A 24530-nucleotide genomic window follows, 5' to 3' on the forward strand; every position below is an offset into this window, starting at 1 on the left:
AGGTGACGAGCCTGAGCACGGCAGACACCTTCGGGGTGGGCATCCGCGCGAAGTTCTAAGTACTCAGCAGCAAAAGAAAACGGCGCCTGGACTTTCCCCAGGCGCCGTTCTTCTTTGGGCCACCGCAAAGCAGCGGCCCGCTGCGTCATCCGTCGATCAGCGTGTCGCCGACACGTCCGCCACCGCCAGCGCCGTCATATTGACGATGCGTCGCGACGTGGCCGACGGGTTCAGGATGTGCACCGGCTTGGCTGCGCCCAGCAGGATCGGGCCCACCGTCACGCCCTGCCCGCCCGTGATCTTGAGCAGGTTGAACGCGATGTTGGCTGCGTCCAGCGTCGGCATCACCAGCAGGTTGGCGCTACCGGCAAACGCGCTCCTGGGCAGGAAGTGGTGGCGGATGTCTTCCGACAGCGCCGCGTCCCCCTGAATCTCGCCTTCCACCTGCAGCTCCGGCGCTTCCGTCTTCAGCAGATCGTAGGCCGCGCGCATCTTGCGGGCCGACGTGCTCTTCGACGAGCCGAACATCGAGTGTGACAGCATCGCCACCTTCGGCTCCTGGCCGAAACGGCGCACTTCTTCGGCCGCCAGCTTGGTGATGTCGGCCAGCTCCTCGGCGGTCGGGTTCTCGTTGACGAACGTGTCGGTGATGAACAGCGTGTGCTTCTCCAGCATCAGGCCGTTCATGGCCGCGAACACCTTGGCGTTCGGCGCCAGGCCGATGACATTGCGCACGTGCTCCAGGTGGGCGTCGAAACGGCCAACCGTGCCGCACAGCATTGCATCGGCATCGCCCAGGCGCACCAGCATCGCCCCGATCAGGGTGTTCGAGCGGCGCAGTTGAGACTTGGCCATATCCGGCGTCACACCATTGCGGCCCATCAGCTCGTGGTACGCCGTGTGGTACTGGTGGAAGCGCGGGTCATCTTCCGGGTTGATCAGCTCGAAATGCACGCCCGGCTTCAGGCGCAGGCCGGCCTTCTGAATGCGCATCTCGATCACGTGCGGGCGGCCGATCAGGATCGGCTTGGCCAGACCTTCGTCCACCACCGTCTGCACGGCACGCAGCACGCGCTCTTCTTCACCCTCGGCGTAGACGACGCGCTTCGGGTTAGCCTTGGCGGCCGAGAACACCGGGCGCATGGTCAGGCCCGTGTGGTAGACGAAATCACTCAGTTGGGCGCGATAGGCATCCAGGTCCTTGATCGGGCGTGTGGCCACGCCGGACTCCTCCGCTGCTTTGGCAACGGCCGGCGCGATCTTCTCGATCAGGCGCGAATCGAACGGCTTCGGGATGATGTAGTCCGGGCCGAAGTTCAAGTCCTGACCGGCGTAAGCCTGCGCTACGGCGTCATTCGTTTCGGCTTCAGTGAGTTCGGCGATGGCCTTCACGCAAGCGAGCTTCATCGCTTCCGTGATCTTGGTGGCGCCGCAATCGAGCGCGCCACGGAAGATGTACGGGAAGCACAGTACGTTGTTGACCTGGTTCGGGTAGTCCGAACGGCCCGTGGCAATGATGCAGTCCGGGCGCGCAGCCTTGGCCACTTCCGGGCGGATTTCCGGCTCGGGGTTGGCCAACGCCAGGATGATCGGATTCGGGGCCATGGTCTTGACCATGTCGGCAGTCACCACGCCGGCGGCCGAGCAGCCCAGGAAGACGTCAGCATCGTGCATGATGTCGGCCAGCGTGCGGGCCGACGTGTCCTGGGCATAGCGCGCTTTGGTGGGCTCCATCTTGGCGTCGCGGCCAACATAGATCACGCCCTTGGAGTCGACCACGTAGATGTTTTCGCGCGTGACGCCCACGCTCACCATCAGGTCCAGGCAAGCGATAGCCGCCGCGCCCGCACCCGACACTGCCACCTTCACCTTGGCAATGTCCTTGCCAACCACTTTCAGGCCGTTGAGCAGCGCGGCGGACGAGATGATGGCCGTGCCGTGCTGGTCATCGTGGAAGACGGGGATATTCATGCGCTCGCGCAGCTTCTGCTCGATGTAGAAGCATTCCGGCGCCTTGATGTCTTCAAGGTTGATACCGCCCAGCGTCGGCTCCAGTGCCGCGACGATGTCGACAATCTTGTCCGGGTCGCGCTCGGCCAGCTCAATGTCGAACACATCCACGCCGGCAAACTTCTTGAACAGGCAGCCCTTGCCTTCCATCACCGGCTTGCCGGCCAGCGGGCCGATATCGCCCAGACCCAGCACGGCAGTGCCGTTGGTGATCACGCCGACCAGGTTGGCGCGCGAGGTGTACTCGGCGGCCAGGGACGGATCGCGCTCGATCTCGGTACACGCATAGGCCACGCCCGGCGAGTACGCCAGCGACAGGTCGCGCTGGTTGATCAGCGTCTTGGTCGAGCGCACCTCGATCTTGCCGCGCGTCGGCGAGCGGTGATATTCGAGTGCGGCGCGGCGCAGTTCGGCCTCGGCGCCCTTGTCTTGGGTATCGGGCGAGGCGTCGTGAAGCTTGTCGTTCATGTCGATGAATCCTGGAGGGACGTTCCGCAGATGAAACGCGCGTGCGCTCAGGCAGAGGCGTCCTGATACGGGGTGGCAAAAAACAGGGGGAAACCGAGAGCGAGACCGCAAGCGTTGCGGGGCACCGTCAGGAGGGTGGCGACGGGGCGCAGGTAGCGCCGGCCAGGGGTGGCGGTCGGCGCAAGATGGGATGGAGTGACAACGCTCAAGCGAGGGTACGGCTGGCGGCCCGCAAATTAGGTAACGCATTCTAGCGTAGACGGGCCTCCGGGCCCACTCGGGCGCACTACTTAGGAGCCGGTTTCACCTTTGGATCAACGGGCAATTCCACCAGGATCGGCTGCGCGTTTGGCGCTGGGAAATTGGCGAACGCGCTGCGGATCAGGTACGGCATCGCGCTGGCCAGCGAGCCGTCGCCGCCTTGCGTCTGGGCGGTCACCTGGTAGACGCGCTTGCCGGACGCCGCTTCGTCGATGTCGACGTGATAGGCATAGAACGGCACCTGCACGTTCGTATCGACATACTGCGGACCCCACGGGCCCCAGGGCCCCCACGGACTGCTCCATGGGCCCCACGGCCCCGGACCCCAGTACGGATCGGGGTAGACCGGCTGGCGCACCTGCACCAGACGCATAGCGGTCGAATAGCTCAGGCGGACGACATAGCGCGCACTGGCACGCGGCGCGCTGGTAAAGCCGTGGGTGGCCAGTTGGGCGGCCGTCCAGGCCTCGTAGGTTTGGCGTTCCAGATCGTTTTGTTGCGCCGCAGTGTGCTCGAACGCATAGGTACGCGGCGGCGTATCGTCCCAGCCGGGTTGCCTGAATGCCGTCACCTGGCTGGTTACGGTGCTGGCGCAGCCCGCCAGCAGGCTGGCCGCCATCAGCGCACCGGCCATCGGCCAGATGCCGGACGTTTTGATCCACTTCCACATACCAAATCCCCCTACTCTCAATCAGACTGGCTCTTGCGCGCGCCCAAAGCATCACGCCCGACCTTTTCCTGAGAGTCGCACCCTGCGCCGAAGATTCCCGCCAGTACAATGGTCTTTTGCGTTCCGCTACGAGGATGTTACCGATGTTGCGCACCGATACCGCCGTGACGATTTACCGCAAGGACTACACCGCTCCCGCGTTCCGCATCGACGACGTCGCATTGGGGATCGACTTGGTGCCCGAGCGCACCCGCGTCGTCAACCGCTTGAGCATGACGCGCACGGCCGCTGGCAAACCGCTCGTGCTGACGGGCGAAGGGTTGGAGTTGGCGAGCGCCACGCTCGACGGTCAGCCCTTGCCTGGTCTGCAAGCCGACGGCGACACGCTCACCATCGACGCCGTGCCCGCCGAGGCTGGCGCCAGCTTCACGCTGGAACTCACCACCTACTGCAACCCGGCAGCCAACTCGTCGCTGATGGGGTTGTACGTCTCCAACGGTAACTTCTTCACGCAGTGCGAGGCCGAAGGCTTCCGCAAAATCACCTATTTCCTCGACCGTCCGGACGTGATGACGGTCTACACCGTCACGCTGCGCGCATCCAAGGCCGACTACCCGGTGCTGCTGTCCAACGGCAATCTCATGTCCGAACGCGACCTGCCGGACGGCCGCCACGAAGCCGTGTGGCACGACCCGTTCAAAAAGCCGTCGTACCTGTTCGCGCTGGTGGCGGGCAAGCTCGAATGCATTGAAGAACGCATCCAGTCCGCCTCGGGCAAGGAAAAACTGCTGCAAGTGTGGGTCGAGCCGCAAGACCTGGGCAAGACGCGCCATGCGATGGATTCGCTCATTCACTCGGTCCGCTGGGACGAGCGCCGCTTCGGACTCGAACTGGATCTCGACCGCTTCATGATCGTCGCCGTGGGCGACTTCAACATGGGCGCGATGGAGAACAAGGGCCTGAACATCTTCAATACGAAGTACGTGCTGGCCAATGCGGAGACCGCCACCGATGTGGACTTCGCCAACATCGAATCGGTGGTCGGCCACGAATACTTCCACAACTGGACCGGCAACCGCGTCACCTGCCGCGACTGGTTCCAGTTGAGCCTGAAGGAAGGCCTGACGGTGTTCCGCGATCAGGAGTTCTCCGCTGACATGGCGGCGCAGGCCGGCAACGAAGCCGCTGCCGCCAGCGCGCGCGCCGTCAAGCGCATCGAAGACGTCCGCCTGCTGCGCCAGGCGCAGTTTCCGGAAGACGCAGGCCCGATGGCCCACCCGGTGCGCCCTGACAGCTATGAAGAGATCAACAATTTCTACACCGTGACGGTGTACGAGAAAGGCGCCGAAGTCGTGCGCATGTACCAGACCCTGCTCGGCCGCGACGGCTTCCGCAAGGGGATGGACCTGTACTTTCAGCGCCACGACGGCCATGCCGTCACCTGTGACGACTTCCGCGCCGCCATGGCCGATGCCAACGGCCGCGACCTCACCCAATTCGGCCGCTGGTACAGCCAGGCCGGCACGCCGGTCGTCTCCGTCGAGGGCCGCCACGACGCCGCCACGCACACCTACACGCTCAAGCTGCGCCAACGCTGCGAGCCGGTCGGCATCGAGGTAAACAGCGGCATCCAGAAGCAGCCGTTCCACATTCCGTTTGCCGTCGGCCTGATCGACAGCCGGGGCCGCGACCTGCCGCTGCGCCTGCGCGGCGAGACGGCGTCGGCCCAGCCCACAGCCACGCGCGTGCTGGACTTCACCGAGGCCGAACAGACCTTCGTCTTTGAAGACGTAGCCGAGGCGCCGCTGCCCTCGCTGCTGCGCAATTTCTCGGCGCCGGTGATCGTCGAATACGGTTACACGACCGAGCAGCTCACATTCCAGCTCGCGCACGATTCCGACCCGTTTAACCGCTGGGAAGCCGGCCAACGCCTGGCCACCGATACGCTGCTGCGCATGGTGACCGACGTCCAGCAAGGCCGCGCACCTGCGATCGACCCAGCGCTGGTTGAGGCGCTGCGCGCGGTGGTGGCAGATACCTCGCTTGATCCGGCGTTCCGCGAGCAGATGCTGATCCTGCCCGCCGAGAGCTACCTGGCCGAGCGCATGACGGTGGCCGATCCGGCCGCCATCCACACCGCACGCCGGACGCTGCGCCGCGCGCTGGCCGAAGCCTTGAACGCCGAACTACTGCGCGCCTATCAGGACAACCAGATCGAAGGCGCCTACACGCCGGACGCCGTGTCCGCCGGCAAGCGCGCGCTCAAGAACATCGCCCTGGGTTATCTGGTGGAAACCGAAACCCCCGAAGCGCTGGCATTGGCCGAGCAGCAGTACGCCCGCGCGACCAACATGACCGACCGCATGGGCGCGCTGTCCGCCATGGTGACCAGCTACGCGCCGGGCCGCGAGGCCGCGCTTGCCGATTTCTACACGCACTTTGCCGAGGATGCGCTCGTCATCGACAAGTGGTTCTCGCTGCAGGCCATGCAACCCGGCGCCGCGGGCAAGCCGACGCTGGAAACCGTGCGCGCACTGATGGCGCACCCGGCCTTCACGCTGCGCAACCCGAACCGCGCACGCTCGCTGATCTTCAGCTTCTGCTCGGGCAACCCCGCACAGTTCCACGCCGCCGACGGTTCCGGCTATGCCTTCTGGGCCGAACAGGTGCTGGCGCTTGACGCGATCAACCCGCAGGTATCCGCGCGTCTGGCGCGCTCGCTGGACCGCTGGCGCAAATATGTGCCCACGCTGCGCGATGCCATGCAGGATGCGCTCAAGCGCGTGGCGGCACATCCGAGCCTCTCGCGCGACGTGCGCGAGATCGTCGGCAAGGCGCTGGCCTGAATGTCACCGCTTGTATCGTAAAATCGCGCCCGTCTCAGGAGAACCCATGAAGCGCATCAACCTCACCCGCTACCTGATCGAAGAGCAGCGCGAGTACAACACCATCCCGGCCGAGCTGCGCCTGCTGCTCGAAGTCGTAGCGCGTGCCTGCAAGGCGATCTCGCACAGCGTCAACAAGGGCGCACTGGCCGACGTGCTCGGCTCGGCCGGCACCGGCAACGTGCAAGGCGAAACCCAGCAGAAGCTGGACGTGATCGCCAACGAAGTCCTGCTCGAAGCCAACGAATACGGCGGCAACCTGGCCGCCATGGCCTCGGAAGAGATGGAATCGTTCTACGAGATTCCGCACCGCTATCCGAAAGGCGAATACCTGCTGCTGTTCGATCCGCTCGACGGCTCGTCCAACATCGACGTGAACGTCTCGATCGGCACGATCTTCTCGGTGCTGCACATGCCGCAGGCGGGTGAGGCCGTGACCGAAGCCGACTTCCTGCAGCCCGGCGCCAAGCAGGTCGCCGCCGGCTATGCCGTGTACGGCCCGCAGACCACGCTGGTGCTCACCGTCGGCAACGGCGTGCACATGTTCACGCTCGACCGTGAAATCGGCAGCTTCGTCCTGACCCACCGCGACGTGAAGATTCCAGCAGACACCAAGGAATTCGCCATCAACATGTCGAACATGCGCCACTGGGCCCCGCCCGTGCGCCGCTACATCGACGAATGCCTGGCCGGCACCGAAGGCCCGCGCGGCAAGGATTTCAACATGCGATGGATCGCCTCGATGGTGGCCGACGTGCATCGCATCCTCACGCGCGGCGGCATCTTCATGTATCCGTGGGACAAGCGTGAGCCGGGCAAGGCCGGCAAGCTGCGCCTGATGTACGAAGCCAACCCGATGGCCTTCCTGGTGGAACAGGCCGGCGGCGCGGCCACCAACGGCCACCAGCGCATTCTCGACATCCAGCCCGAGAAGCTGCACCAGCGTGTGGCGGTGGTCCTCGGCTCGAAGAACGAGGTGGACCGCGTTACGCAATACCACCACGAGGCCAAGTAACGACGTTTGACGGTGTTGTTCAGCGGTTGTTGCAGGGCGCCAAAAAGTTCTGTTAGAATTGCTGTTTCCGACGCCGCTGTAGCTCAGTCGGTAGAGCAGCGCATTCGTAATGCGAAGGTCACCAGTTCGATTCCGGTCAGCGGCACCAGAACACAAAAAGCCCAGTCTTCATCGACTGGGCTTTTTGCTTTGCGCTTCCCAAACAATCAGGCCGCCGGAATCCGCAGCTTCTGCCCCGGGTAGATCTTGTTCGGGTCCGACAGCATCGGCTTGTTCGCCTCGAAGATCGCCGGATACTTGTTGGCGTCGTCGTAGAACTTCTTGGCGATGGCCGACAGCGTGTCGCCACGTTCCACCGTGTGCCATTGCGATTCTTCCGACTCGGTGTTGACCGACATCTGGTCGTCCACCGACTTGATGCCCTCGACGTTGCCGCAGCACAGGATGATCTTCTCGCGCGTGGCCTGATCCGGCGCTACACCGAACACCTTGGCGGCATCGCCGTCGACCTGCACCGACAGCGCGGTCGCGGACAGGCCCTGCTGAGCGATGTACTGCGCGATAGCGTCGCTCTTTGCATCATTGGCTGCCTTGGCGGCGTCGGCATCGGCGGTTGCATCTGCCGGAGCGGCGGCACCACCGCCGTGGAACAGCTTCTCGCCTGCCTCTTTGATGAAGTCAAAAAAACCCATGACTACCTCCATAAGTTCACAACGGGGATTGGGAAAGCAGCGGGCGCGTGACAGCCGGGGCGCACCCGTCGCGGCAGTGTAGCCGCTCGCGTGCTGTGTCTGCGTGACAGACAGGTGCAAATGCAAAAATCATGATCCATGCGCCGCTCGCCCATACTGAATATCGGAGCAATCTGATAATGTTGCATTGCAACAAGTTCACCGGCACGCGGTCCAACCGTCCATCACACTGATCCGCGATGTGCCGGAGGGAGCACAAGCCGTCGCCCCCATCCGAGCTATTCGCTATTGCCATGAACCGTACGTGGATGAAATCCATTTCCCGGCTGGTCGATGCACTGACCGTCCCGGGCTTCGGCCATACGTCTTGGCCACCCAAGCCGGTCAAGCCACCCAAGCCCGTTGCACGGCGTGAGGCCCCGCGTCGCGCCCGCCAGCCCGCTGCCCCGACACCCACCGAGGGCACGTTTGCGCGCGAGCAGTTCATTTACGAACCCGAATCGCCCGCCGTGGTGGCGCGCCGGCCGGAGTACTGGCGATACACACCGCCCATGCGCAGCAGCAAACCGCCAGCGCTGATGGTCATGCTGCATGGCTGCAAGCAGTCGGCGGAAGTGCTCGCGCACGGCACGCGCATGAACGCGCTGGCCGACCGTGAGGGCTTCATCGTGCTGTATCCGGAGCAACCGCGACGCGCGCATCCGCAGTGCTGCTGGCACTGGTATGACCCCGAGCATGTCGGCGCACGCGAAGCCGACGGCATCGCCCAACTGATTACACAAACGCTGGAGCAAACCGGCGCCGACCCTTCGCGTGTGTATCTGGCCGGGCTGTCGGCAGGGGCGGGATTGGCTGGCCTGATGGCACTGCGCCATCCGCAGCTATTTGCCGCGCTGGCACTGCACTCCGGCCCTGCGCTGGGCGTGGCGCGCACGCCGGCCTCGGCGTTGAACCTGATGCGGCGCGGGGCGCGGGTCGATCCGTTGGAAGCGCTGTCGACCTTGGTGAATGTCGCCACCTACCCCGGCATGCCGACGATGATCCTGCATGGCTTGCGCGATGAGGCCGTCAACCCGGCCAACCAAGCACAACTGGCCTCGCAGTTTCGTGCCCTCAACCACCTGACTGATGCTGCCGGTGTGTCCCGCGAAACCAGGCGCGGCGACGGATACGTCCTGCGCAACGATATGCGCGACGGCGAATGCATAGTCAGCCAGTGTCAGTTCACCGCCACGGGCCACGCCTGGAGCGGTGGCGACCCACGTTACGCATTCCATGCCGCTGGGCCGGATGCAACGTGGCTGTGGTGGCAATTTGCGCGCCGCCACGCGCGTGAAACCGCGCTGGCCGCATAGTAGCCGACCGTCAGAGATCGATCGATTGCTGGAGGCCGCCACGCCCCAGCAGCGCATCGATCAGGCTGTAGCCGCGCGTAAGACCGGCGTCTTCCGCCGCTTCGCGCGTGGGTAGCGGGCGCTCATCGTGCGAATGGGCGACGAGGGTCTCGACCGCCGTCGGGTCCGCGCCGGACTCGCAGATGCGCACCACGAAATCCCATTGCGCCGGAACGGGCGCGACACCCTTGGCCGACTTGCCCGATTGCCGCGTAGCGCGCGGGATGGCCAGCACGTAGACGTCGAAGTCCTTGTACATCTCGGTGCGCCAGTTCGATTCCGTGCTCATGTCGCCTCCGATGGCACGTCGATTTGTAACGGCACATTGTGTCGATACTGCAAACGCGCCTGAAAAAAAACACAGGCCGGTACGTGGCCGGCCTGTCGTCACCTCATCAGCATTCACCCTTCTTGGCGTGACCCGGAGGGCAGTGGTAGCGATCCCTATTGCGATCGCGGTCATGATCACGCCAGCGCCGGTCGTCACCACGATCCCAGCCGCCGTCGCGCATCACCCAGCCGCGCGGACCTTGCTCCCAGCGCGGTTCGCGCCAGTGATAGCCCGGGCGCCCATGCTCGCGATAACCCGGATGCCAGATGTAGCGGCCATCGCGCCATTGCCAGAAACCTGGCACCCATACGTAGCCCGGTTGCATGACCGGCACGGGCTCATACTGCGGCGGCGGCGGCGCGTAGCTCGGGCCGATCTGCACACCAATCGACACCTGCGCCTGCGCCGGCAAGGCGATCGAGCTTACGACACCCGCAGCAGCTAGGCACGCAGCGAGAATCCACGCGTTCTTCTTCATATGAGGCCCTCCTTTCAAAGCCATCCAGCTTGATTGGATCGTAGCACCGGGCAACTCCCCTGCCTCTAGGGTGTTACGCGGCGTTACCTTCGTTACCCGACGACGAAAATGTGTTCACGTTTGCATGACGTCGCGGGCGCTCCTCTTCCAGCCACGCACAAAACGCCTGCACCACTTCATCACCCAGATGGCGCGCAGGGCAGTACCAGTAATAGCTGCGTGCGACCAATGCCTGATCAGGAAACGGCGCCACGAGCCGCCCCTCGTCCAGATCATCGGCGATGAGCGCCGAGGGCCCCATCGCCACGCCGAGCCCATCAATGGCCGCCTGGATCGAAAGATAAAAATGCTCGAACGTGAGCGCATGCGCGGGCCGCAGATTGGGCACACCCGCCAGCACGAACCAGCCCGACCACACGGAAGGCAGTGTGTCCGAATGCAGCAACGTGTGATGACGCAAATCCGATGGTGTCGATAACGGCAAGCGCTCAAGCAACGCCGGGCTGCACACAGGAAAGCGGCTTTCATCGAGAAAGCGGCCCGAATGAAAACCCGCATGGATCTCCGGCCCGCCGCGAATGATGACGTCGAAATTGTCGGGCAGGCGTTCGATTTCTTCAATGGAAGTGGTCAGCCGCACCTCCACGCGCGGAAACCGCATCTGGAACGTCGAGAGGCGCGGAATCAGCCAGCGCATCGTAAAGGTCGGGATGCTGTTCACCCGCAGGATGCGTGCCGCGTCGCGATCGCGCAGCGCCTGACTGGCCGTGCTGATGCGATCGAGCGCCACGCCGATCTCCGACAGATAGCGCTGGCCGGCATCCGTCAATTCCACGCGTCGGTTGAAGCGCCGAAACAGCGCCACTCCGAGCCATGCTTCCAGCGCCTGAATCTGTCGGCTGATGGCCCCGTGCGTAACGCTCAGCTCCTCGCCCGCACGCGTGAAACTCTGATGGCGCGCCGCCGATTCGAAGGCGCGCACGGCATTGAGGGGCGGCAACTTGCGCATTTCACGTGAGTTTTTTGCACAGATCGGGTCAGTATATATCGATTGTTGATCACAAATTGCGACGATACGCTGGTGCCTTCTCACTCATGGCGCATTGCGTCAGGTGAGAAAAAACAACTCGACCTGCCCTCTCCTTCTCGCCCATCGTGACTTCCGTCATCATCGCCCTCGTCCTGTGCGCCGCCCTGCTGCACGCCTCGTGGAATGCCCTACTGAAAAGCGGCTCCGACCGCCTGCGCGGCATCACGCTGATGACGTTGGCCTCGGGCGTGGCCGCTGCGCCGATGACGATGGTGCTGCCGCTGCCCGCGTCAGCCGCGTGGCCCTATGTGGCGCTGTCTGCCCTGCTGCACGTCGGCTACAACGCGTTTCTCGCGCGGGCGTATCGCTTTGGGGAGTTCGGGCAGGTGTACCCGATCGCGCGTGGCTCGTCGCCGCTGCTGGTGACGGTGGGCGCAGCGATGTTCGCGGGCGAGATGCCCGGCATGATCGCGCTCACGGGTGTGGCGCTGGTCAGCACCGGCATCCTCAGCCTGGCGCGCGGCCGCAAAGCAGACCTCGGCTCGACACTCGCGGCATTCACCACCGGCGTGTTCATCGCGTGCTACACGGTATGCGACGGCATCGGTGCGCGGCTGGCAGGCGATGCGAATGCGTATTCGGCGTGGCTGTTCATGCTTGATGGCCTGCCGATGGTTTTGCTCTATCGCGTGTGGAAGGGGCCGCTCGCCATCGACGTGCGCGATGCCGATACCCTCAAGGCCTTCGGCGGCGGCGTGGTCTCACTCGTCGCCTATGGCATCGTCATCTGGGCCGTGACGCTAGCGCCGCTGGGGCTGGTGTCGGCCCTGCGCGAAACGTCGGTGGTGTTTGCAGCGTTGCTCGGGCGGCTGTTCCTGAAGGAGTCGCTCACCGCGCGGCGCCTGTCGGCCTGCTCGGTGATCGCCTTCGGCGCCTATTGCCTCGGGCACCCCGCATGAGCACCACGCTACCGCGCTCAGGCAGCGCGCGGCGGGTATTTGACTTCCAGGATGTCGATCTGCTCGACGCCGGTGGGTGTGCGCAGCGGCACCGTATCGCCCTCGCGCGCCTTGATGAGCGCACGCGCAATCGGCGAGATCCAGCTTACGTGCCCGCAGTCCAGATCCACTTCGTCCATGCCGACGATGGTGATGGTGGTCTCATCCCCATCCTGGTTGGCATAAGTGACCGTGGCACCGAAGAAGATCTGGTCGTTGTCGCCCTGCAGGCTGGCGTCGACCACCTCGGCCTTTTCGATGCGGCGCGTAAGAAAACGGATGCGCCGATCAATCTCGCGCAGGCGCTTCTTGCCGTAAAGGTAGTCGCCGTTCTCGGAGCGGTCGCCATTCGAGGCGGCCCACGACACGATGCCGACCACCTCGGGCCGTTCGGTATCGATCAGATGCATCAGCTCGGTACGCAGGCGCTCATAGCCTGCCGGCGTGATGTAGTTCTTGGAGCCCGCCGGCAAGGGCGCAGCGCCTTCGGGCAGGTCGTCTTCGTCATCGCCGGCGTCGTCCCGGACGAAAGCCTTGTTCATGGTGAAAAGCTGCGGTAGCAAGCGGGGGTCAAGGCTCCATTATAGAAAGTTGGCCCTCTCGCAAGAAAAAGTGAAGAAGGGGGTTCACAAGATCAAAAATCTCTGTATAATCTCATTTCTCGGTTGCGGCTGTAGCTCAGTTGGATAGAGTACTTGGCTACGAACCAAGGGGTCGTGGGTTCGAATCCTGCCAGCCGCACCAACCTAATATGAGAAGGGCTTCCAGAAATGGAAGCCCTTTTCTTTTGTCCGTTTTGCCCGCTCGCCACATCGTTCGCCACGCATGTGCAGCGCGCGCGGGCCACAAACAAAAAAGGCGAAGCCGTTTTGGCTTCGCCTTCTTCACATCGGCCTATCGCGCTAGTCGCCCCGATCCCGCGCAATCCGGATCACATCCGGATTACGCCGCAGCGCACGCATCACGTCGGCGAGGTGCACACGATCATGCACCTGGATCAGGAAGGTCATATAGGTCGCCTCCTGATTGCCCTCCTGCTCCATCGATACGTGCGCCACGTTGGCATCGGCCGAAGTCAGGTCGGCTGCCACGCGCGCGAGGATGCCTTTCGTATTGCGCACCAGCACCTTGATCGACACGTCGAACGCACGCGTGGTGTGCTCGGCCCACATGACGTCGATCCAGTGCTCCGGATCCTTGCCGTGCAAGCGCTTGGCCACACGGCACTCCTCCACGTGAATCTGCAACCCTTCGCCCTTGCCGATATAACCGACGATCGGGTCGCCGGGGATCGGCCGACAGCACGGCGAGAACACCATCGCCATGCCTTCGTCGCCGCTGACCGTCACGGCAGGCGCCTCTTCACCGGCGAAGGTGTGCACGGCGGCCATCAGTGCTTCGCCGCCTTCATGCGCGCCCTCCTGCAGGACGATCTCGATACGGCGCGCGATCACCGCCGGCACGCGACGGCCAAGCGCGAGGTCCGCAAAGACATCTTCGCGCGCCTTGTTGCCGGTCCATTGCACGATGCGTTCCCACACCGGCGCGGGCACGGCCTTCATGTCGATGCCGAGTTGGCGCAGCGCCTGCTCAAGCAGGCGCTCGCCCAACTGAATGGCCTCGTCCAGCTTGGCGGTCTTGAGGAAGTGCCGGATTGCCGCACGCGCCTTGCCGGTGCGCACGAAGGTCAGCCACGCCGGGTTCGGCTTCGAGTACGGCGCCGTCACCACCTCGACGATGTCGCCATTCTTAAGCTCCGTGCGCAGCGGCAGCAGCTCGTTGTTGATCTTGACCGCCACGCACTGGTTGCCCAGGTCGCTGTGCACGGCGTAGGCAAAGTCCAGCGCCGTAGCACCACGCGGCAGCGCGCGGATCTCGCCCTTGGGCGTGAACACATAGACGGCATCCGGGAACAGGTCGATCTTGACGTGCTCCAGGAACTCCTGCGAATCGCCGGTCTGGCTCTGGATGTCGAGCAGCGATTGCAGCCACTGGTGCGCCTGCTGCTGCGCACGGTCGGGCTCGTCGTGATGCTGCTTGTACATCCAGTGCGCAGCCACCCCAGCTTCCGCAATCTGGTTCATCTCGCGCGTGCGGATCTGGAACTCGACCGGTGTGCCGAACGGCCCCACCAACGTCGTGTGCAGCGACTGGTAACCGTTGATCTTGGGGATGGCGATGTAGTCCTTGAACTTGCCGGGCATCGGCTTGTACAGACTGTGTAGCGCGCCCACCGTCATGTAGCACTGCATCTGCGTCTCGACCACCACGCGGAAGCCGTACACATCCAGCACCTGCGAGAACGACAACTGCTTGTCGTGCATCTTGCGGTAGATGCTGTAGAGCGTCTTTTCGCGGCCCGTCAGCTCAGCCGGAACACCAGCATCGGCCAGTGCCCGTTGCGCGGCCTCGAGGACGCGCGTCACCACCTCGCGCCGGTTGCCGCGCGCGGCCTTCACGGCCTTCTCCAACGTGGCATACCGGAACGGAGAGCCGATGCGGAAGCTCAACTCCTGCAACTCACGGTACGTGGTATTGAGACCCAACCGGTGCGCAATCGGCGCGTAGATCTCCATCGTCTCGCCTGCGATGCGGCGTCGCTTCTCGGGCGGCACGTGGTCGAGCGTGCGCATGTTGTGCGTGCGGTCGGCCAGCTTGACGAGAATCACGCGCACATCGCGCGCCATCGCGAGCAGCATCTTGCGGAAGCTCTCCGCCTGCGCCTGCTCACGGCTCTGGAATTCGAGCTTATCCAGCTTAGTCAGACCGTCGACCAGTTCGGCGACCTTGGGGCCGAACTTCTCGGCCAGTTCGCTCTTGGTCACGCCCTGATCTTCGATCACGTCGTGCAGCAGCGCCGCCATGATCGATTGCACGTCGAGCTTCCAACCCGCGCAGATCTCGGCCACCGCCACCGGGTGCGTGATGTACGGCTCACCGCTCTGGCGATACTGACCGAGGTGCGCCTCATCGGAGAAGTGGAACGCTTCCTTCACCAGCTTGAGATCGGCCGGCTTCAGGTAAGACAGCTTTTCCGTCAATCCCGCAATGGAGACGACTTGCTGGCGCGGCGGCGCGGCCGGCTGCGAGGTGGGGCCGAACAGGTGCCGATAGGTCTGCTCCAGCACCGCGTCGATGAAGAGCGTATCGCCAGCCTCAGGCGTGGCCGGTTGCGCAGCCTCATCAGCAGCGTGGCCCTTGTGCGATTTGGGCGGCAACGCCGACCGCTCTCCCACCAGGTCCGCACCACGCGGATCGGGCAAGTTCGGCGCCCCCGTACGAGGCGACGCAGGGCCGGAAGCGGATGGCGGCATGGAAACGAAGGAAGCGGTGGAAGACCCAGGCTGCGGAGTGGAGGCACCCGCCTCGTCCGGCGCGTGTCCGGACGACCCTGCGGACGATTCCGCCGGCGGCACGTTGTGCTCGTGCTTGGCGGAGCGCTGGGTGCTGGGCGAAGAAGAAGCGGGCGAGGTAGGCATGCCGGGGTCTCGTGTCAATCGTTGATCGCGGCTTTCACATCCATGAAAGATCGCGTCGACGATCAGTGACCAAGTCAGCGTACCACGCCAGGCAATGCGTCAGCTCAGGAAGGGACCTTCTTGAGCATTTCGATCCCGACTTGGCCGGCAGCGATCTCGCGCAGCGCGGTCACGGTCGGCTTGTCTTTGGCATCGACCTTGGGCGTATGGCCCTGCACCAACTGACGGGCGCGGTACGTTGCGGCCAGCGCCAGTTCGAAGCGATTCGGAATCTGTTTCAAGCAATCTTCGACGGTAATACGCGCCATGAAAACTCCACCTGGTGGCAAATCTTGTTGATCTCGGTATTTTAGCAGCAGCGCGGCACTCGGCCCGGACAGCGCATTGGCGCAGGCACTACCACACTTTCGCAGACACGCCGGAAAACATCGCCGCGCACTGCTCGCTCAGTGAATCCCCAACTCGACGAACAGCTCCGCGTGCCGCGCCTTCTGTGCGGTAAAGCGCAGGCGCGTGGCCTGAACCACGGCGCGCAGTTCGGCCAGCGCGTGATCAAACACCTCGTTGATGATGACGTAGTCGGCTTCGGGGGCGCGCGCCATCTCCGAACCGGCCGCCAGCAAGCGGCGCACGATCACGTTGGGCTCGTCCTGGCCGCGTTTTTTCAGGCGGTCTTCCAACGCCGTCAGCGACGGCGGCAGGATGAAGATCTCGACCGCATTACCAAACCGGTGATGCACCTGCTGTGCGCCCTGCCAGTCGATCTCGAGCAGCACGTCGGTGCCGGCGCGCATCTGTTCTTCGATCCACACGCGCGAAGTGGCGTAGTAGTTGCCGTGCACCTCGGCCCATTCGAGAAACTCGCCGCGGTCACGGCAGGCCTTGAACTCCTCGACGGTCATGAAATTGTATTCGCGGCCGTGCTGCTCACCGGGGCGCGGCTTGCGCGTGGTGGCGGAGACCGACAGGCGAATCGACGAATCCTGCGCCAGCAGCGCGTTCACCAGCGTCGATTTGCCGGCGCCGGACGGTGCCACGACCATGAACAGACTGCCCGGAAAATGATTCTCGATAGGCGTGTCGACCGCGGAGTGCGCTTGAGAGGTTGGCATGTTTTAGTTCTGGGGAAGTTATTCGAGATTCTGGACCTGCTCGCGCATCTGCTCGATCAGCAGCTTGAGCTCCATCGACGCGTCGGCCAGCTCCTTGGCTGCGGCCTTGGAACCGAGCGTATTCGCCTCGCGGTTGAGCTCCTGCATCATGAAGTCCAGGCGTTTGCCGATCTGGCCGCCCTTCTCCAGGATGTGGCGCGTCTCGCGCAGGTGCGCCTCCAGGCGCGAGAGTTCTTCGGCGATATCGATGCGAATGCCGTAGACCGTGGCTTCCTGGCGGATGCGCTCCGAGAGTTCGTCGCGCGTGAGCGCCGGGGTGCCGTCGGGCGCGGCCAGGCCGAACGCTTCGCGCAGGCGTTCGGTCAGCTTGTCCTGGTGCAGCTGGATCAGGTTGGGCACCATCGGCGCCAACTCTTCGACGATCTTGAGCATGGCGTCAACCCGCTCCAGCAGCATCGACTTGAGCGCCTCGCCCTCGCGGCGGCGCGATTCCAGAAGTTGCTTGAGTGCCTCTTTGGCGGCGTCGAGCACGGCTTCGCGCAAGGCGTCTTGCGTCAACTCCGGCTCGGCCAGCACGCCCGGCCAGCGCAGGATCTCACCCATGCGCAGTGAACCCGACGCGGGGAGGTAGCGCGTGACTTCCTGCTCCAGCTTGGCCAACTGTTGCAGTACGCCGACATTGAGCGCCGCGACATCGCTGGCGGCCTCCTGGCGCTGCAGGTTGATCCGGCACTCCAGCTTGCCGCGCGACAGTGCGCTCATCAGCATCTCGCGCAGGGCTGGCTCGAAGGCGCGGCACTCTTCCGGCGCGCGGAACAGCAGATCAAGAAAGCGTGAGTTGACGGTGCGGAATTCGACCGACACGGCGGCGACGTTTCCGCAGGGGGCGCCATGGGCGTCGGTAAAGGCTGCCTGGCGTGTAGCAACGCCATAGCCGGTCATGCTGTGGATCATGGAATCGTGGTGTGTTCTTGATCGAATCAGGGAATCCGGTGGCCGTTTCGCACACCGAGAATTGGCGGGCAATCCCCCACCTTTTGTCGCTTTACAACGTGTGGACTCGTCGGGGAGAATCCGACAGCCATTTCGCCACACAAACCCATGACAGAGTCAAAAGGCTCAGGACAGCCACGCAGTGCGCCGTTGCCGGTCGGCACCTTGTTGTCCAATTATCGTATTGTAAAGAAGTTGGCCAGCGGGGGGTTCAGCTTCGTCTATCTCGCCACCGATGAACATGGGACGCCGGTGGCCGTGAAGGAATATCTGCCGTCTTCGCTGGCCCGTCGTTCGCCCGGCGAATTGATCCCGGTCGTGCCCGAAGAAAGTGCGAGCGCATTCCGCCTCGGGCTCAAATACTTCTTTGAAGAAGGCCGGTCGCTGGCCAGGATCTCTCACCCCGCCATCGTGCGCGTGCTCAATTTCTTCCGGGAAAACGGCACCGTCTACATGGTGATGACGTACGAGCAGGGCAAAACGCTGCAGGAACATATCCTCGGTGCGCGCCAGCAGGGCAAGCTCAAGATGCTGAGCGAGCGCTTCATTCGTCAGGTCTTCCACGACCTGATGAGCGGCCTGCGCGAAGTCCATATCCACAAGCTGCTGCACCTGGATATCAAGCCGGGCAACATCTACCTGCGCGAAGACCATTCGCCGATCCTGCTCGACTTTGGTGCCGCACGGCAGACGCTGACGTCGGAAGCCTCGCGCTTCCAGCCGATGTACACGCCGGGCTTTGCCGCGCCGGAGCTGTACCGCAAGCACAACGAGCTGGGCCCCTGGACCGATATCTACAGCATCGGCGCCACCATCTATGCCTGCATGGCCGGCGCGCCGCCGCAGGAAGCCACCCAGCGCGAAAAGGACGACAAGCTGCCCGAGGGCCTGGAGCGCCTGAACAAGGTCTACACCAGCAGCCTGATCGAACTGGTCGGCTGGTGCCTGAAGATGAAGCCGGAAGAGCGCCCGCAGAGCGTATTTCGCCTGCAGAAGGTGCTGCGTGAAGAAAGCAACGCACTGACCGAACTGCAGGCCCTGACCGCTGTCACGCAGGGCGGCCCCATGCCGGAAGAAAAAGAGGCGTTGACGACGCGTTTCATGAGCCTGTTGCGTCGCCGGGACAACTGACACCCGGCCCCGGGGAGTATGATTCCCAAGCGGTGGGCACGCTGAAACGGGACCAGCGGCCACACCGTTTTCCATTCCCGAACTCTCTTTCGCTGCAATGCGCTTCTCGGTCTATCAAGAAAGCAAAAAAGGCGCGCGACGCGTCAATCAAGACCGCATGGGTTACTGCTTCACGCGCGACGCCATGCTGATGGTGCTGTGCGACGGCTTGGGCGGACACTCATTGGGCGAAGTGGCGGCCCAGCAGGCGCTGCAGACCATGGCGCGCCAGTTCCAGCGACATGCGCGCCCGTCGATCCGCAACCCGCGCGATTTCCTGCACGAAAGCATCATGCTCGCGCACCGCGACATCCACCGTTACGCCGAGACCAACGGCCTGCCGGACGCGCCGCGCACCACGATCGTCTGCGCACTCGCGCAACGCGGCTCGCTGCACTGGGCACACGCGGGCGATTCGCGCATGTACCTGATGCGCAAGGGCGAGCTGGTGACGCGCACGCGCGATCACTCCAAGATCGAGAACCTGCTGCAACAGGACCGCGTGCTGCCGATGCAGGTCGCGCACCACCCCGAGCGCAACAAGATCTACAACTGCCTGGGTTCGCCCAACCTGCCGCTGATCGACATCGGAGGGCCGGTCAACCTGGAGCCGGGCGATGTCGTCATGCTGTGCTCCGACGGCCTGTGGGGCAGCGTGCAGGAAGACGAACTGGTCGACACCTGCACAAGCTTCTCCGTCACGCAGGCCATTCCTGAGCTGATCGCCCGCGCGCTGCGCAATGCCGGCGACACGGCCGACAACACCACCGCCATCTCCATGATGTGGGAGCTGGACGCTGTGACCTCCACGCAAGACTCGGTGCAGACTGACACCCTCCCCCTGAACGCCTTCACCACGTCCATCCTGGACGCGCCGCAGAGCGAATCGGGGCTGATGTCGGAAGAGGAAATCGAACGCTCCATCGCCGAAATCCGCGCTGCCATCGACAAGACCAGCAATTTGACGCGCTAAGCGCCGTCGCGCCGTCCTCCTCCGGCCCACCCTGCCGAGCGCAGCGCGGGCCGGTATCATGTCGGGTTATCTGTTTTTCAAGCGAGAACCCCACATGCGACCCAGCGGCCGCCAGCCCGATCAACTCCGCCCCGTCACCCTCACGCGCCACTTCACGCGCCACGCCGAAGGCTCGGTGCTGGTGTGCTTTGGCGACACGCAAGTGCTCTGCACGGCAAGCGTGCTGCCCAAGGTACCGCCGCACAAGAAAGGCAGCGGCGAAGGCTGGGTGACGGCCGAATACGGCATGCTGCCGCGCTCGACGCACACGCGCTCCGACCGCGAAGCCGCACGCGGCAAGCAGACCGGCCGCACGCAGGAAATCCAGCGCCTGATCGGCCGGGCGATGCGCTCGGTGTTTGATCTCAAGGCACTGGGCGAGAACACCATTCACCTTGATTGCGATGTGCTGCAGGCCGACGGCGGCACGCGCACGGCCAGCATCACGGGCGCGTTCGTGGCGGCGTACGACGCCATCTCCGTGATGCGTGAAAAAGGCTTGCTTCCCGAGGGCGCCCAGCCAATCCGCGATTTCGTCGCCGCAGTATCGGTGGGCGTGGTCGACGGCGTACCCGTGCTTGATCTCGATTACCCGGAAGACTCCGCCTGCGATACCGACATGAACGTCGTCATGACCGGCGCCGGCGGCTTTGTGGAAGTGCAAGGCACCGCCGAAGGCACGCCCTTCACGCGCGCCGAGATGGACGCGCTGCTCGGCTTGGCCGACCAAGGCATCCGTACGCTGATCGGCCTGCAGAAGCAGGCGCTGGGCCTGTAAGTGGGGCAACGATGCGCAAGATCGTTCTCGCCTCCAACAACCCAGGCAAGCTGGCCGAATTCAACGCCCTGCTGGCTCCGCTCGGCTTGGATGTGACGCCGCAAGGCGCGCTCGGCATTCCCGAGGCGGAGGAGCCCTACGCAACCTTCGTTGAAAACGCGTTGACCAAAGCCCGCCACGCCAGCCGCGCGTCCGGCCTGCCGGCGCTGGCCGACGATTCCGGCATCTGCGTGCATGCGCTGGGCGGCGCGCCGGGCGTCTACTCCGCTCGCTATGCGCAACTGGCGGGCGAACCGAAGTCGGACGCCGCCAACAACGCCCGCCTGGTCCGTGAACTGGCCAGCAAGGCCGATCGCCGCGCACACTATGTCTGTGTGCTGGTGTATGTGCGCCACGCCGATGATCCGCAACCGATCATTGCCGAAGGCAACTGGTTCGGCGAGGTGATCGACACACCACGCGGCGATGGCGGCTTCGGCTACGACCCGCACTTCCTGCTGCCTGATCTCGGCAAGACCGCTGCCGAGCTGACCAAGGCCGAGAAGAACAGCGTGAGCCATCGTGCACAAGCCCTCGCGCAGCTTGTCGAACGGCTGCGCACCTTTGAAAACGGCTGAAGTTCCGATGATCCCGATTCACCCCGCTGGCGCAGCCAAGACGCCTTCCGCAACTGCCGCTGAGACTGGTGACAAGGTCACCTCCGTCTTCCTGCAGCCCGGCAAGATCAGCCTGCCGGCTTCGCCTCCGCTGTCGCTGTACGTGCACGTGCCGTGGTGCGTGCGCAAGTGCCCATATTGCGATTTCAACTCGCATGCGGGGCCGGAACAGGGCATCCCCGAAGAGCGCTTTCTCACCGCCCTCCGGCAGGATCTGGAAGCCGCGCTGCCGATGGTGTGGGGCCGGCAAGTGCATACGATCTTCATCGGTGGCGGCACGCCGAGCTTGTTGTCCGCGCAGGGGCTGGACCGTCTGTTGTCTGACATCCGCATGCTGCTGCCCGTCGATGCCGATGCCGAGATCACCATGGAAGCCAACCCCGGCACGTTCGAGGCCGAGCGCTTCCGCAGCTATCGCGCCAGCGGCGTGAACCGCCTGTCGATCGGAATCCAGAGCTTCAACGATGCGCACCTGCAGGCGCTGGGCCGCATCCACAGCGCCGCCGAGGCGCGCGCCGCCATCGACATCGCTCGCGCGCATTTCGACAACATCAACCTGGACCTGATGTTTGCCCTCCCCGGCCAGACGCTCGCCGAGTGCGAGGCCGACGTGGAAGCGGCACTGTCGTTCGACACGAACCACGTCTCGCTGTACCACCTGACGCTGGAGCCGAACACGTACTTCGCCAAGTACCCGCCCGCGCTGCCGGATGACGACACCGCGTTTGCGATGCAGGACTGGATTCACGCGCGGTTGGCTGCGGCGGGCTACGAGCATTACGAAGTCTCGGCATATGCCAAGGCGGGCCGCCGCTGCAAGCACAACCTGAACTACTGGCAATTCGGCGATTACCTCGGCATCGGGCCGGGCGCACACGGCAAGCTGAGCTTTCCGCACCGGGTCATCCGCGAGATGCGGCACAAGCATCCGGACACCTATCTGCGCCAAGCCGAGACGACGGGCGGCGCAGCGGTCGTGCAGGAGCAGCGCGAGGTCGATGCGGCCGATCTGCCGTTCGAGTTCATGCTCAACGCGCTGCGGCTGACCGACGGATTTCCCGTCACGCTGTTCCAGGAACGCACCGGCGTGCCCCTGCGCACGATCGAGCACCAACTCGACGCCGCCGAGCAACGCGACCTGCTCGCGCGCGACCACGTGGCGCTCCGCCCGACCGAGCTGGGCCAGCGTTTCTTGAACGATTTGCAAGCGCTGTTTCTTGCCGACGATGAACATTGACAGTTGCGCCGCCTCGTGCAGCCGTTACAATGGCGGCCTTGCGTGCAACGCGCAACCTGCAATCCGCAGACCAAGGAAGCGTGGCCGAGTGGTTTAAGGCAGCAGTCTTGAAAACTGCCGATGGGGTGACCCATCCGTGAGTTCGAATCTCACCGCTTCCGCCAAAAAATCCGCGCAGCCCTCTGATTTCTTGCATCTTCATCCAAAGCAGCCCGACGGGTATGCCGCGAGCGCTTGGCGGGCATAGGAAGGAATTGGACGATGGGGCGACGACCGCTGGCTGATTTGCCCCTCCCCCACCGTGTTCATTTGCACCGAATCCTGCCCCAGGATTTGGCATGAACCGCTCAAGCTGGACCGGAAGTCAGTAACAAAGCACATTGGACCTTCATCGACAGAGAGAAGGTCCGTGCCATCCAGAGGCTCTTTTCGCCGCCACAGCGGTGAGTTCAAGCATCAGTTGTGTGGCGATCTCGGTGAGCACAGTCTTAGCGCCCTTGCCCTGGTTGGTCGAGTCCACCTTCCGTTCACCACGCAACTCCGTGCCCGGCGCTCTCATAAACGCCTCGGAGGCCTCTTGCACTAGCGCCATGCTCGGCGCACATCCGCTTGGGCCGAGCGTGCTGGACTTACCGCTCGCACCTATGAGTTGGTCAATTCTGCCCGCGCGCTAACAGGCTCAGCGCACCTGGGCCCGCAGCGCTCGCATCCATGTCAGATTGAGCAGCATCAACGCAACCAGTCCGCTGCCGCAGCACATCAGGGCTACGCTCACACCGAAGCGCTGCATCAGCGCACCGGCCAGTACGCCCGAGCTGGCGGGTACAACCTGCGAGATGACGGTGTACATGCTCAGCACCCTGCCGCGCACGGCGACGGCCGCTTCGGCCTGAATGCCGGCAACGATCAGTGACAGGCTCATGCCACCCAGTACGCCGACCGTGGCAAGCATCGCCAGCGCGGCGCCGGGCACCCGCATGCCGCCTAGCGCCGCAAGAGCAATGCCGGCGCCGAGCGTTCCCGCAAAGATGGCCGTTCCGTGATGCACACGGGAAGCCAGCGCCATGGCCAACACGCCTCCGCCGATCAATGACAGCGCCAAGCTGCCGAGCAGCAGCCCGCGTTGCAAGTCCGCAAGGCCGAGTTGCTCGACGGCCAATCTGGGCAGCAGCACCTGCATTGGCCCCATGGCCAGATAGCCCGCCATGGCAACCAGCATCAGTTGCATCAGTAACGGCTGGGCCCACACCGCGCGCAGACCTTCCCGCACGTCGGCGGCCACCGATTGGCGCGATGTGCCGCCACGATAAGTGCGTACGGGCAAGAGCAGCACGGAGGCGAGCACCACCAGCGCGAGGATGCCCCATACCACCCACGGCCAGCCCCCCGCACGCCGCAGCAGCGCGATCATCAGCGGCCCCAGGCCGAAACCCAGCATCACGAACACGTTGAAGAAGACGGACATCTTCTTGAGCCGCTCGGCTGGCACGATCTGCGCGAGTGCCGCCATTCGCGCAGGGGAGGCAAAACTCCACGCCACCCCCGCGAGCCCAGCGGCGAGCAGCAGCGTAGCGGTGCGCTCGTGCGGTGCCCGTAGCACGGTCCAACCTAGTGCAAGCGCGGCAAGACCAAAGATGGCCTGCGCACCCTGGATGACGCGCCCCGGCGCCAGCCGGTCACACAGCACGCCGGCAAACCAGCCGAGGACCAGAGGCGGCCCGAAGCACAGGCCCAGCCCGAGCCCAGACAGCCAGGCTGAGCCAAGCATGTCCTGCGCAAAAAGGATCACGCTGTAATTGACCATGTGTCCGGCTGTGAAAGCGCACAGGCACGAAGCGAGAAAGCAGGCTTGCCGATGCAT

The 24530-nt window shown here is 64.1% G+C and carries 22 protein-coding genes and 3 tRNA genes; 13 read left to right on the forward strand and 12 right to left on the reverse strand.

Going from position 1 to position 24530, the window contains the following annotated elements; all coding sequences use genetic code 11:
• Positions 1–156 precede the first annotated feature (156 nt).
• Together B4F51_RS04690 and B4F51_RS04695 are read right to left on the reverse strand one after the other, a co-directional pair.
• Positions 157–2478, reverse strand: coding sequence for an NADP-dependent malic enzyme (locus tag B4F51_RS04690; protein WP_296223934.1), 2322 nt, complete (start codon positions 2476–2478; stop codon positions 157–159).
• Between the two features lie 286 nt (positions 2479–2764).
• Positions 2765–3409 carry a DUF4136 domain-containing protein gene (locus B4F51_RS04695; RefSeq protein WP_296223935.1) on the reverse strand — a complete coding sequence of 215 codons (645 nt, stop codon included), beginning with the start codon at positions 3407–3409 and terminating at the stop codon, positions 2765–2767.
• A 143-nt stretch (positions 3410–3552) separates the two neighbouring features.
• Here B4F51_RS04695 and pepN point away from each other — a divergent pair, with 143 nt between their 5' ends.
• From pepN to B4F51_RS04710, 3 genes are all read left to right on the forward strand, one after another.
• Complete coding sequence (gene pepN, locus B4F51_RS04700) at positions 3553–6255, forward strand: aminopeptidase N (RefSeq protein ID WP_296223936.1); 2703 nt, start codon at positions 3553–3555, stop codon at positions 6253–6255.
• 46 nt (positions 6256–6301) lie between these two features.
• A complete protein-coding gene (locus B4F51_RS04705; RefSeq protein WP_296223937.1) occupies positions 6302–7309 on the forward strand; it encodes a class 1 fructose-bisphosphatase in 1008 nt (335 codons plus the stop codon).
• 72 nt (positions 7310–7381) lie between these two features.
• A tRNA-Thr gene (locus tag B4F51_RS04710) sits at positions 7382–7457 on the forward strand.
• Between the two features lie 58 nt (positions 7458–7515).
• Here the strand turns inward: B4F51_RS04710 and lysM are convergent.
• Positions 7516–8001, reverse strand: a complete 486-nt coding sequence (gene lysM / locus B4F51_RS04715; protein WP_296223938.1) for a peptidoglycan-binding protein LysM — start codon at positions 7999–8001, stop codon at positions 7516–7518.
• A gap of 308 nt (positions 8002–8309) precedes the next feature.
• On the opposite strand from lysM, the gene B4F51_RS04720 reads away from it, so the two are divergent.
• The gene (locus B4F51_RS04720; RefSeq protein WP_296223939.1) at positions 8310–9356 is read left to right on the forward strand and encodes an alpha/beta hydrolase family esterase; all 1047 of its coding nucleotides are present in this window, start codon (positions 8310–8312) and stop codon (positions 9354–9356) included.
• Positions 9357–9366: 10 nt separating this feature from the next.
• On the opposite strand, the gene B4F51_RS04725 is transcribed toward B4F51_RS04720, so the two are convergent.
• From B4F51_RS04725 to B4F51_RS04735, 3 genes are all read right to left on the reverse strand, one after another.
• Positions 9367–9684, reverse strand: a complete 318-nt coding sequence (locus B4F51_RS04725; RefSeq protein ID WP_296223940.1) for a hypothetical protein — start codon at positions 9682–9684, stop codon at positions 9367–9369.
• 106 nt (positions 9685–9790) lie between these two features.
• Positions 9791–10204: a YXWGXW repeat-containing protein gene (locus tag B4F51_RS04730; RefSeq protein WP_296223941.1), complete on the reverse strand. Its 414-nt coding sequence runs from the start codon at positions 10202–10204 to the stop codon at positions 9791–9793.
• Positions 10205–10277: 73 nt separating this feature from the next.
• Positions 10278–11213 carry a transcriptional regulator GcvA gene (locus tag B4F51_RS04735; RefSeq protein ID WP_296223942.1) on the reverse strand — a complete coding sequence of 312 codons (936 nt, stop codon included), beginning with the start codon at positions 11211–11213 and terminating at the stop codon, positions 10278–10280.
• Between the two features lie 146 nt (positions 11214–11359).
• Between B4F51_RS04735 and B4F51_RS04740 the strand changes: the two genes are divergently transcribed.
• A complete protein-coding gene (locus B4F51_RS04740) occupies positions 11360–12193 on the forward strand; it encodes a DMT family transporter (protein WP_296223943.1) in 834 nt (277 codons plus the stop codon).
• 17 nt (positions 12194–12210) lie between these two features.
• On the opposite strand, the gene greB is transcribed toward B4F51_RS04740, so the two are convergent.
• Positions 12211–12774, reverse strand: a complete 564-nt coding sequence (greB, locus tag B4F51_RS04745) for a transcription elongation factor GreB (protein ID WP_296223944.1) — start codon at positions 12772–12774, stop codon at positions 12211–12213.
• Positions 12775–12899: 125 nt separating this feature from the next.
• Between greB and B4F51_RS04750 the strand changes: the two genes are divergently transcribed.
• A tRNA-Arg gene (locus B4F51_RS04750) sits at positions 12900–12976 on the forward strand.
• A gap of 158 nt (positions 12977–13134) precedes the next feature.
• On the opposite strand, the gene B4F51_RS04755 is transcribed toward B4F51_RS04750, so the two are convergent.
• On the reverse strand, positions 13135–15546 hold the full coding sequence (locus B4F51_RS04755; protein WP_296223945.1) for a RelA/SpoT family protein: 2412 nt from the start codon (positions 15544–15546) through the stop codon (positions 13135–13137).
• Between B4F51_RS04755 and B4F51_RS04760 the strand changes: the two genes are divergently transcribed.
• A complete protein-coding gene (locus tag B4F51_RS04760) occupies positions 15545–15736 on the forward strand; it encodes a hypothetical protein (protein WP_296223946.1) in 192 nt (63 codons plus the stop codon). The genes B4F51_RS04755 and B4F51_RS04760 overlap by 2 nt on opposite strands.
• A gap of 79 nt (positions 15737–15815) precedes the next feature.
• On the opposite strand, the gene rpoZ is transcribed toward B4F51_RS04760, so the two are convergent.
• The 3 genes from rpoZ to B4F51_RS04775 all read right to left on the reverse strand — a co-directional run bounded on the left by rpoZ (position 15816) and on the right by B4F51_RS04775 (position 17777).
• Positions 15816–16019, reverse strand: a complete 204-nt coding sequence (gene rpoZ / locus B4F51_RS04765; RefSeq protein WP_003262123.1) for a DNA-directed RNA polymerase subunit omega — start codon at positions 16017–16019, stop codon at positions 15816–15818.
• Positions 16020–16157: 138 nt separating this feature from the next.
• Complete coding sequence (gene gmk, locus B4F51_RS04770) at positions 16158–16823, reverse strand: guanylate kinase (protein ID WP_296223947.1); 666 nt, start codon at positions 16821–16823, stop codon at positions 16158–16160.
• A gap of 18 nt (positions 16824–16841) precedes the next feature.
• On the reverse strand, positions 16842–17777 hold the full coding sequence (locus tag B4F51_RS04775) for a YicC/YloC family endoribonuclease (RefSeq protein WP_296223948.1): 936 nt from the start codon (positions 17775–17777) through the stop codon (positions 16842–16844).
• A gap of 147 nt (positions 17778–17924) precedes the next feature.
• Between B4F51_RS04775 and B4F51_RS04780 the strand changes: the two genes are divergently transcribed.
• The 6 genes from B4F51_RS04780 (at position 17925) to B4F51_RS04805 (ending at position 22833) form a co-directional block, all read left to right on the forward strand.
• Entirely contained in the window at positions 17925–18947 is a 1023-nt protein-coding gene (locus tag B4F51_RS04780) for a serine/threonine protein kinase (RefSeq protein ID WP_296223949.1), read from the forward strand.
• A gap of 97 nt (positions 18948–19044) precedes the next feature.
• Entirely contained in the window at positions 19045–19959 is a 915-nt protein-coding gene (locus tag B4F51_RS04785) for a PP2C family protein-serine/threonine phosphatase (RefSeq protein WP_296223950.1), read from the forward strand.
• A gap of 94 nt (positions 19960–20053) precedes the next feature.
• Positions 20054–20776, forward strand: a complete 723-nt coding sequence (rph, locus tag B4F51_RS04790) for a ribonuclease PH (protein ID WP_296223951.1) — start codon at positions 20054–20056, stop codon at positions 20774–20776.
• Between the two features lie 11 nt (positions 20777–20787).
• Positions 20788–21393: an RdgB/HAM1 family non-canonical purine NTP pyrophosphatase gene (gene rdgB / locus B4F51_RS04795; RefSeq protein ID WP_296223952.1), complete on the forward strand. Its 606-nt coding sequence runs from the start codon at positions 20788–20790 to the stop codon at positions 21391–21393.
• A gap of 7 nt (positions 21394–21400) precedes the next feature.
• Positions 21401–22669, forward strand: coding sequence for a radical SAM family heme chaperone HemW (gene hemW / locus B4F51_RS04800; RefSeq protein WP_296223953.1), 1269 nt, complete (start codon positions 21401–21403; stop codon positions 22667–22669).
• A gap of 74 nt (positions 22670–22743) precedes the next feature.
• Positions 22744–22833 (forward strand) — tRNA-Ser (locus B4F51_RS04805).
• A 515-nt stretch (positions 22834–23348) separates the two neighbouring features.
• Here B4F51_RS04805 and B4F51_RS04810 read toward each other — a convergent pair.
• A complete protein-coding gene (locus tag B4F51_RS04810; protein ID WP_296223954.1) occupies positions 23349–24530 on the reverse strand; it encodes an MFS transporter in 1182 nt (393 codons plus the stop codon).

Origin of the sequence: Ralstonia sp. UBA689 (assembly GCF_002298975.1) — a bacterium.
GTDB lineage: Bacteria > Pseudomonadota > Gammaproteobacteria > Burkholderiales > Burkholderiaceae > Ralstonia.

Excerpts from the sequence above, each read along its gene's own strand:
- B4F51_RS04720 (WP_296223939.1), top strand. The coding sequence starts at position 8,310 with ATGAAATCCATTTCCCGGCTGGTCGATGCACTGACCGTCCCGGGCTTC.
- B4F51_RS04760 (WP_296223946.1), top strand. The coding sequence starts at position 15,545 with ATGGAAACGAAGGAAGCGGTGGAAGACCCAGGCTGCGGAGTGGAGGCA.
- pepN (WP_296223936.1), top strand. The coding sequence starts at position 3,553 with ATGTTGCGCACCGATACCGCCGTGACGATTTACCGCAAGGACTACACC.
- B4F51_RS04730 (WP_296223941.1), bottom strand. The coding sequence starts at position 10,204 with ATGAAGAAGAACGCGTGGATTCTCGCTGCGTGCCTAGCTGCTGCGGGT.
- lysM (WP_296223938.1), bottom strand. The coding sequence starts at position 8,001 with ATGGGTTTTTTTGACTTCATCAAAGAGGCAGGCGAGAAGCTGTTCCAC.
- rph (WP_296223951.1), top strand. The coding sequence starts at position 20,054 with ATGCGACCCAGCGGCCGCCAGCCCGATCAACTCCGCCCCGTCACCCTC.
- gmk (WP_296223947.1), bottom strand. The coding sequence starts at position 16,823 with ATGCCAACCTCTCAAGCGCACTCCGCGGTCGACACGCCTATCGAGAAT.
- rdgB (WP_296223952.1), top strand. The coding sequence starts at position 20,788 with ATGCGCAAGATCGTTCTCGCCTCCAACAACCCAGGCAAGCTGGCCGAA.
- B4F51_RS04725 (WP_296223940.1), bottom strand. The coding sequence starts at position 9,684 with ATGAGCACGGAATCGAACTGGCGCACCGAGATGTACAAGGACTTCGAC.
- B4F51_RS04780 (WP_296223949.1), top strand. The coding sequence starts at position 17,925 with ATGACAGAGTCAAAAGGCTCAGGACAGCCACGCAGTGCGCCGTTGCCG.
- B4F51_RS04735 (WP_296223942.1), bottom strand. The coding sequence starts at position 11,213 with ATGCGCAAGTTGCCGCCCCTCAATGCCGTGCGCGCCTTCGAATCGGCG.
- B4F51_RS04755 (WP_296223945.1), bottom strand. The coding sequence starts at position 15,546 with ATGCCGCCATCCGCTTCCGGCCCTGCGTCGCCTCGTACGGGGGCGCCG.
- B4F51_RS04785 (WP_296223950.1), top strand. The coding sequence starts at position 19,045 with ATGCGCTTCTCGGTCTATCAAGAAAGCAAAAAAGGCGCGCGACGCGTC.
- hemW (WP_296223953.1), top strand. The coding sequence starts at position 21,401 with ATGATCCCGATTCACCCCGCTGGCGCAGCCAAGACGCCTTCCGCAACT.
- greB (WP_296223944.1), bottom strand. The coding sequence starts at position 12,774 with ATGAACAAGGCTTTCGTCCGGGACGACGCCGGCGATGACGAAGACGAC.
- B4F51_RS04690 (WP_296223934.1), bottom strand. The coding sequence starts at position 2,478 with ATGAACGACAAGCTTCACGACGCCTCGCCCGATACCCAAGACAAGGGC.
- B4F51_RS04695 (WP_296223935.1), bottom strand. The coding sequence starts at position 3,409 with ATGTGGAAGTGGATCAAAACGTCCGGCATCTGGCCGATGGCCGGTGCG.
- B4F51_RS04705 (WP_296223937.1), top strand. The coding sequence starts at position 6,302 with ATGAAGCGCATCAACCTCACCCGCTACCTGATCGAAGAGCAGCGCGAG.
- B4F51_RS04775 (WP_296223948.1), bottom strand. The coding sequence starts at position 17,777 with ATGATCCACAGCATGACCGGCTATGGCGTTGCTACACGCCAGGCAGCC.
- rpoZ (WP_003262123.1), bottom strand. The coding sequence starts at position 16,019 with ATGGCGCGTATTACCGTCGAAGATTGCTTGAAACAGATTCCGAATCGC.
- B4F51_RS04810 (WP_296223954.1), bottom strand. The coding sequence starts at position 24,530 with ATGCATCGGCAAGCCTGCTTTCTCGCTTCGTGCCTGTGCGCTTTCACA.